General features: G+C 66.4%; 1 protein-coding gene. It reads left to right on the top strand.

Annotated features, from left to right (window positions below):
* Window positions 1–920 precede the first annotated feature (920 nt).
* On the top strand, window positions 921–8,267 hold the full coding sequence (locus ACZ60G_RS16675; protein ID WP_465810983.1) for an amino acid adenylation domain-containing protein: 7,347 nt from the start codon (window positions 921–923) through the stop codon (window positions 8,265–8,267).
* Window positions 8,268–8,277 lie beyond the last annotated feature (10 nt).

The following is an 8,277-nucleotide window of genomic DNA, read 5'->3' as shown; positions in this document are numbered from 1 at the left end:
TGTTTGCCTGCAGGGATACATGGTGGGCGGTGGTCCAGGTTGGCATATGGTCGGAACCGGTGCTGCAGTGTGGGTTGTCTGACCGATGTCGAAGGGGCGCAGAATGGTTCTGCGGTGGTTTGGCAGTTCGGTCGTGATCCGGAGATGGATTGATCGGCTCAGTTGCCGCGCGGGGGACGGGGTTTGTGCGCGGCGCTGAGTTCGGGGAGTGGTGACGGCTGTGAGGGCTGGTTGAACTTGCCAGTCTGCATGTCAGTGGTGAAGGTGGCCCATTCGTTGGGGGGTGAAGATCAGTGCGGGGTCGGTTGGGTTTTGGAGTCGCGGACTTCGACGTGACCGGCTTCGAGCCAGGCGACTTCGGGGCACTTAGCGGCCCCCAGTACTGTGCGGCAGCGACTTCGAGGTACTCACTCCGCCGCGGAGAAATTCACGAGGGCGGTTCGTTTAGTAGGCGACAGGCGGCTTCGGCCGATAGCGACCGAACCCACGGCGGTGCGGATTCGGCAACTCTCCGCACGAGCCGGACTGCGGGCTATCGCCTCGAACGTGCTTCCGGGGTGCCTACGACTGGATGCTTCTCGACGCCGAAGACGGCGCGACCACCTATTGGGCCGAGGACCTCGACCAGATCGAGCGGTGGCTCGACGAGTGAGGTGAGGGTGGGGTTCTTCGATGGAGAATCCGGGCCGGAGATGCACATCTGCTATGTGACGTAGTTCACTGCGGTGGGGGGCGTCGCAACATCTACCGTCTGAGACCGATACATAACTGTCGCGTCTGCGCCGTCTGAGGCAGAGGCGTATCAGTGCATGTTCAACGCTTATATGATGACTCGGACTGGTTTGGCCCCCGGCGCAACGATGCCCTTTTGCGGGGTCGGGGGCAGGTCTTAGCTCGACCCGAGAGGTGATTACACCCGAATGGAAACTGCTCGTCGTTCCGCCCGAGGTAGTCGCCGCCGCAGGTCGGGAAGCCCGCTGTTGGCCCAGCTGCTCACTGCCGCGGTGGAGTCCGCCGCCACCTCTGTCGCACTCCGCTTCAACCCGACCGGAAACCCTGCTGACCAGCGTGAACTCACCTACCGTGAATTGGATGCCGCCTCCTCGCGGGTCGCGCGCGAGTTGATCAATCGCGGGATCGGCGCGGGCGATTTCGTGGCGATGGGCATTACCCGTTCGGTCGAATCGATCGTCGCGCTGTGGGCGATCGCGAAGACCGGTGCGGCCTATGTACCGGTCGATCCGAACTATCCGGCGGATCGGATCGAGCACATCGTGACCGATTCGGGTGCCGCACACGGCCTGACCACCTCGGCGTATCGCGCCAAGCTCGGGACCTCGGCCTATTGGATCGAATTGGACGATCCGGTGCTGTCGGAGCGCATTGCCGCCCGGCCCGATCATCCCGTCTCCTATGCCGATCGAGTGCGGGCGGTCAACGAAAACCATCCGGCCTATGTCATCTACACCTCGGGTTCCACCGGTAAGCCGAAGGGCGTCGCGGTCACCCACACCGGTCTGGCCGGGTTGGCGGCGATCGGCGAGCACTATCTGATCGACGCGGATTCCTGCGTCTCACATCTCAGCTCGCCCAGTTTCGACTTCTCGATCATGGAGACGCTGTTCACCTTCTCGGTGGGCGCGACGCTGGTCATCGCTCCGCCGACGGTATTCGGCGGCATAGAACTCGCGGATCTGCTGCGCCGCGAGCAGGTCACCCATCTGCTGATCACCCCGGGTGCGCTGGAATCGCTGGATACCGCTGATCTCGATGACCTGCAGGTCGTGGTGGCCGGTGGTGATCGGCTCCCCGCGGAATTGGTGGCGCGGTGGGCGAATAGCGGCCGCTCGGTATTCAATGCGTACGGGCCGAGCGAGGCGACCGTCATGGTCACCAGCACCGAGGCGCTTCAGTCCGGTGAGCCCGTCACCATCGGCTCCGCCATCGCGGGCGTCGGCGCCTTCATTCTCGACGCGCGGTTGCGGCCGGTGCCCGCGGGGGTCGTCGGTGAGCTCTACGTCTCGGGTGCGGTGCTCGCACAGGGCTATCTCGGCCGACCGGAGCTGACCGCGGAACGCTTCGTGGCCAGCCCGTTCGGCGCGGAGGTCGATAGCTCGGGGTCGCGCCTCTACCGCACCGGAGATCTGGTGCGGCGCACCGAAACCGGTGCACTGGAGTACCTCGGACGGTCCGATTTCCAGGTCAAGATCCGCGGTCTGCGGATCGAACTCGGCGAGATCGATAACGCGCTCACCGCACATCCGGATGTCGACTTCGCGGCCACGCTCGGCAAGACGCTGCCCTCGGGTACCACCGCGCTGGTCGCGTATGTGCTGCCGCGTGACGGTGCCACTCTCGATACCGGAGAGCTGGCGGCGCATATCGGAGAATCGTTGCCGGACTACATGATTCCGGCCGCGATCATGGTGTTGGACGATATCCCGCTGACCCCGGTCGGCAAGCTGGACCGGGCGGCGCTGCCCGAACCGGTCTTCGCCGCACGTCAGTTCCGTGCCCCGGCGACACCGGTCGAGGAGATCATCGCCGATGTATTCGCGGCGGTGCTGCACGGTGGCAGCACGGACGCACGCGTCGGCGTCGACGACGACTTCTTCGAACTCGGCGGCAATTCGCTGCTGGCCACCCAGGCCGCCGCGCGCATCGGTTTCGCACTCGGTATCCGGGTGCCGGTGCAGCTGATCTTCGAGGCCTCGACGGTATCCGTACTGGCCGAACGTGTCGAGCAGCACGCGGGTTCGGCCGACGGCCGGGCGCTCACCGCGCAGACCCGTCCCGATCGGATTCCGCTGTCGTACGCGCAGCAGCGGATGTGGTTCCTGAACCGTTTCGATACGGCCGGCGCGGTCAATAACATTCCGCTGACGGTGCGGCTGTCCGGGCGACTGGATGTCGAGGCACTGCGTGCGGCGGCGCACGATCTGACCGCGCGGCACGAGGTGCTGCGCACCATCTATCCGGACATCGATGGTGAGGGATTCCAGGTCGTCCTGCCCGTAACCGATGTGCGCGCGGTGCCGGAACTTCCACTCACCGACATTGCGGCACAAGAACTTCCGGAGCTGATCAGTGCCGAGGTGCTGGCCGGATTCGATGTGACGGTCGCGCCGCCGGTGCGGCTGCGGCTGTTCCAGCTCGGCGAATCCGAGTACGTGCTGGTGTGCGTGGTGCACCACATCGCGGGCGACGGTTTCTCGCTCGGTCCGCTGGCCCGCGATCTGGTGGCGGCGTACTCCGATCGCCTGCGCGGTGGACGGCCCGAATGGCCGCCGCTGACCGTGCAATACGCCGACTACACCATCTGGCAGCGCGCAACCCTCGGCAGCGAGGACGATCCTGAATCGGTCTTCGCGCAGCAGATCGAATTCTGGCGCAACGAATTGGCCGCGCTGCCGGATCAATTGGATCTGCCCGCGGATCGGCCGCGGCCTGCCACGTCATCCCACGACGGCGCCGTCGTCGCGTTCGACATCGACGCCGCGATTCACACGCGACTCAATGATCTTGCGCACGAGCACAATTCGACGTTGTTCATGGTCGTGCACGCCGCGCTCGCGGTACTGCTCGCCCGGCTGTCGGGCACCCGCGATATCGCGATCGGCACCCCGGTCGCCGGTCGCGGTGAGGCGGCGCTGGACGATCTGATCGGCATGTTCGTCAACACCCTGGTGTTGCGGACCGAGATCGATCCCGGCATGACCTTCGACGATCTGCTGCGTACGGTGCGCAAGGTCGACATCGAGGCCTTCGGACACGCCGACGTGCCGTTCGAGCGGCTGGTCGAGCTGCTCGATCCGGTGCGTTCGGCCGCGCGGCATCCGCTGTTCCAGGTGATGCTGGTCTTCCAGAATCTGGCGCGCACCGAACTGGAGCTACCGGGCCTGACGGTCGCGGGTGTGGATCACGGGGTGTCGCTGGCCAAGTTCGATCTGCAGCTCGAGATGGCGGAAAACGCCAGCGCGCGGGGTATGTCGGCGACGTTCACCTACGCCACCGATCTCTTCGACGCCGCCACCGTGCGGGACTTCGCCGACCGCTTCCTGCGGGTGCTGTCCGCGGTGGCCGCCGATTCCCATGCGGTGCTGGGCGATATCGATCTACTCGCCCCCGGTGAGCGCGATCTGGTATTGCACGAATGGAATTCGGCCGGGGCGACGGTGCCCGATGTGACGCTGCTCGATCTCATCCAGGCGCAGGCGCGCCGCCGTCCGGATGCGATCGCGGTCCGATTCGGTGATACCGCACTGAGTTTCGGTGAACTGCAGCGGCGCGCGAACCAGGTGGCACGGGCGCTGATGGCGCGCGGTGCGGGGCCGGAAGCACTGGTCGCCGTTGCCATCGGGCGGTCCGAGCAGTTGCCCGTCGCACTGCTGGGCGTGCTCACCGCGGGTGCGGCGTATCTGCCGATCGACACCACCTACCCGGCGCAGCGGCTCGAGTTCATGCTCACCGACGCGCAGCCGACCTGTGTGCTGACCACATTCGATCTGCTGGGCGAAATTCCGGCGACGGACACTCCGCTGGTACTGCTGGATGAGACCGCGGGCTTCGGCGAATCGCCGATCACCGATATCGAGCGCACGTCCCGGTTGCGTCCGGACAACCTGGCATACGTCATCTACACCTCGGGCTCCACGGGCATCCCGAAGGGCGTCGGCGTCGCGCACCGCAATGTGGTGGAACTGTTCGCCAACACCCAGTTGATGTTCGAATTCGACGATACCGATGTGTGGACGCTGTTCCACTCCTACGCCTTCGACTTCTCGGTGTGGGAACTGTGGTGCGCGCTGGCCAATGGCGGCACCGTGGTCGTCGTCGACTACCTGACCTCGCGTTCGCCGGAACAGTTCCGCGACTTGCTGATTCGCGAACAGGTCACGGTACTGAACCAGACGCCGTCGGCGTTCCATCAGCTGGCCGAGGCCGATCGCGCCTCACATGCCGGAGACCAGGGCAAATTCGCGCTGCGCTATGTCGTATTCGGCGGTGAGGCACTGGACCTGCGTCAGCTGCGGCGCTGGTACGAGCGGCACGCGTTCGATGCGCCGTGGCTGGTCAATATGTACGGCATCACCGAGACCACGGTGCACGTGTCGTTCCTGGCATTGGATGAGCAGCTTGCCGAGAATCCGGCCAGCGCGATCGGTCGTGCGCTGCCCGGTCTGGAGAGCTATGTGCTCGACGACCGGCTGCATCCTGCTCCGGTCGGGGTGGCGGGCGAAATCTATGTCAGCGGTGGGCAATTGTCCCGCGGCTACCTCGGTCGGCCCGGGTTGGCCGCGACGCGTTTCGTGGCGAATCCGTTCGGGGCCCCGGGATCTCGCATGTACCGCAGTGGCGACCTCGGTCGCTGGGCCGGTTTCGCGGGCCACGCGAATCTCGAATACGCCGGGCGCAGTGACCAGCAGGTGCAGCTGCGTGGCTTCCGCATCGAACTCGGTGAGATCGAATCGGCGCTGCTTGCCCAGAGCGCGGTCAGCCAGGCGGTCGTACTGGTGCGCTCCGACGAGCATGCCGGTGACCGCCTGGTCGGATACGTTGTGGCCGAGTCTGATTCGCAGGTAGTGGGTGCGCAGCTGCGCACTGCGGTCGCCGATTTCCTTACCAGCTATATGGTTCCGGACGCGATCGTCGTACTGGACGCGCTGCCGCTGACTCCGAACGGCAAGTTGGACCGAAAGGCGCTGCCCGCACCGGAATTCGTCAGCAGCGCCACCTACCGCGCCCCACAGACCCCCATCGAGCAGGCCGTCGCGGAGGTATTCGCCGGACTACTCGGTGTGCGCGATGTCGGCTTGGACGACGATTTCTTCGGCCTCGGCGGTAACTCGTTGCTGGCCACCAGGGCGGTCAGCCGGATCAACGAGGCGTTGGACGCGAATGTCTCGGTGCGCGAACTCTTCGAGGCATCGACCGTTTCGGCGCTGGCCGCACGGATCGTGCCCGGTTCCTCGACCGGAACTCGCGCTCCGCTGGTCGCGGCGGTGCGCTCGGAGCGGGTGCCGCTGTCGCTGGCGCAGCAGCGCATGTGGGTGCTCAATCAGTTCGATACCCGCTCGGCGGCCTACAACATCCCGCTCGGCATCGGCCTGACTGGTGCGCTCGATGTGCAGGCGCTGCGCGATGCGGTCGCCGATGTGCTCGAGCGGCACGAGGCGCTGCGCACCCGCTACCCGTCGACGGGTCCGGGCGGGCTGCCGTACCAGGAGATCCTGCCGGTCGCCGAGGCCTGGCCGGGCGGGCTCGCGGTCGAGTCGAACGCCGACCCGATCGTCCGCATCACCGAGCTGATGTCGACCGGATTCGATGTGACCCGAGAGGTTCCGGTGCGCGGTGTGCTGCTGCGCGGTGATACCCCCGACCGTCATCTGCTCGCCATGGTGGTCCACCATATTTCGGCCGACGGTGCCTCGATGGCCCCGCTCGCCCGTGACCTCATGCTCGCCTACGCCGCGCGCTGTGCGGGCGATGTCCCGACCTGGACGCCGCTCGAAGTGCAGTACGCCGACTTCGCGATCTGGCAGCGCGAGGTCATCGGCACCGATGACGACGAGGACTCCGTCGCCGCACAGCAATTGGCCTACTGGCGCGACCAACTGGCCGGACTATCCGGTGCGATCGAGCTGCCGCTGGACCGGCCGCGCCCCCCGGTGCCGTCCATGCGCGGCGCTTCGACGGCCTTCACGCTTTCGCCCGAGGTGCACGCCGGACTGATTCGCATTGCCCGGGAACACAATTCGTCGTTATTCATGGTCGTGCACGCGGTGCTCGCGGTGCTGCTTGCGCGGCTGTCGGGCAGTTCCGATATCACGATCGGCACCCCCATCGCGGGCCGCGGCGAGCGCGCGCTCGACGATCTGGTCGGCATGTTCGTCAATACCTTGGCGCTGCGCACCAGGACCGAATCGGGGACCACCTTCGACGCGCTGGTCGAACTTGTTCGCGAGACCGACCTTTCGGCCTTCGGCAATGCCGATATCCCGTTCGAGCGGGTGGTCGAGGTGGTGCTGCCGAACCGCGCGACCTCGCACAACCCGCTGTTCCAGGTGGTGCTGTCCTTCGACAATCTCGAGCAGCCGAAGCTGGAACTGCCGGGGCTGACGGTCGCGGCACTGGATACCGGTGCGGTCGCGGCGAAGTTCGATCTGCAGCTGACCGTCGAGCCACGGCACGGCGCGGACGGCGCGCCCGGCGAGCTGGTCGCGGTATTCAATTACGCCACAGACCTTTTCGATGCGCCGACGGTGCAGGCATTCGGCCGCAGGCTGACTCGGATCTGCACTGCGGTCGTCGCGGACCCGCAGGTCAGCGTGGGCGATATCGATATTCTCGATGCCGCCGAACGCGATCGCACTCTGGCCGCGCCGGAAAGTGTGCCGGCGCCTGCCGCCGACGGTGTGCCGATCACCAGCGGTGCGGCCCTGACCCAGGCGCTGGCCGCCGCGGTGGAAGAAGATCCGGACGGGCCCGCGGTGGTTTTCGGCGAGGACGCGGTGTCCTTCCAGGATCTCGACGCGCGGTCCTCGCGACTGGCTCGGGTGCTGATCGGCCGCGGCTGCGGTCCGCGCACCGGTGTCGCGATCCGGCTGGATCGCGGGGTGGACGCGGTGGTCGCCACCTGGGCCGTGCTCAAAGCCGGTGCCGCATTGACCCCCGTCACCGCCCTCGACGGACCACTGCCCGTCGGCCTGCAGGTGAAGGTCGGAATTACCACCGGCGCATGGCCCGCCGACAGCAGCGTCGACTGGCTGGCACTCGACGATCCGGACGTGCTGGCCGAGATCGCCGCCGAATCGCCGCGACCGGTGACCTATGCCAACCGGACGCAGGCGCTGCGCGGTGAGGATCCGGCCTTCGTGGCCGCGGTTACGTTGTCCTACAACGATATTTCCGTCGCGACCAAGCGGCTGCGGGCGCGCACCGAGCTCACCTTCGAGTCCCGGCTGTTCCGGCATGGCCGCGCGGATTCGGCGGCGGCGCTATTGGAAGTGGTCGCGGCCGGTGAGAACGGCGCGTCGGTAGTGGTGACCGCCGGTGACCTGGATAACGTAACGCTTTCGGCACTGTTGGCCGACGAATGGGTTACACACCTGTTCATCGATCGGGCCGGACTCGGGCCGGTCGAGGTGACGGGGCTGGAGGATCTGCACGCGGTGGTGCTGGACGACGGCGCGCCCGCGCCGGAATTCGGGGCCGTCCCGGTTGTGGTCGACCTCGGTGCGCTAATGGGCGTCCAGGACCCGAGCTGATCTTCCGCCC

The organism is Nocardia sp. NPDC102475 (assembly GCF_055584605.1).
This window is presented reverse-complemented; position numbering and strand designations above follow the sequence as displayed.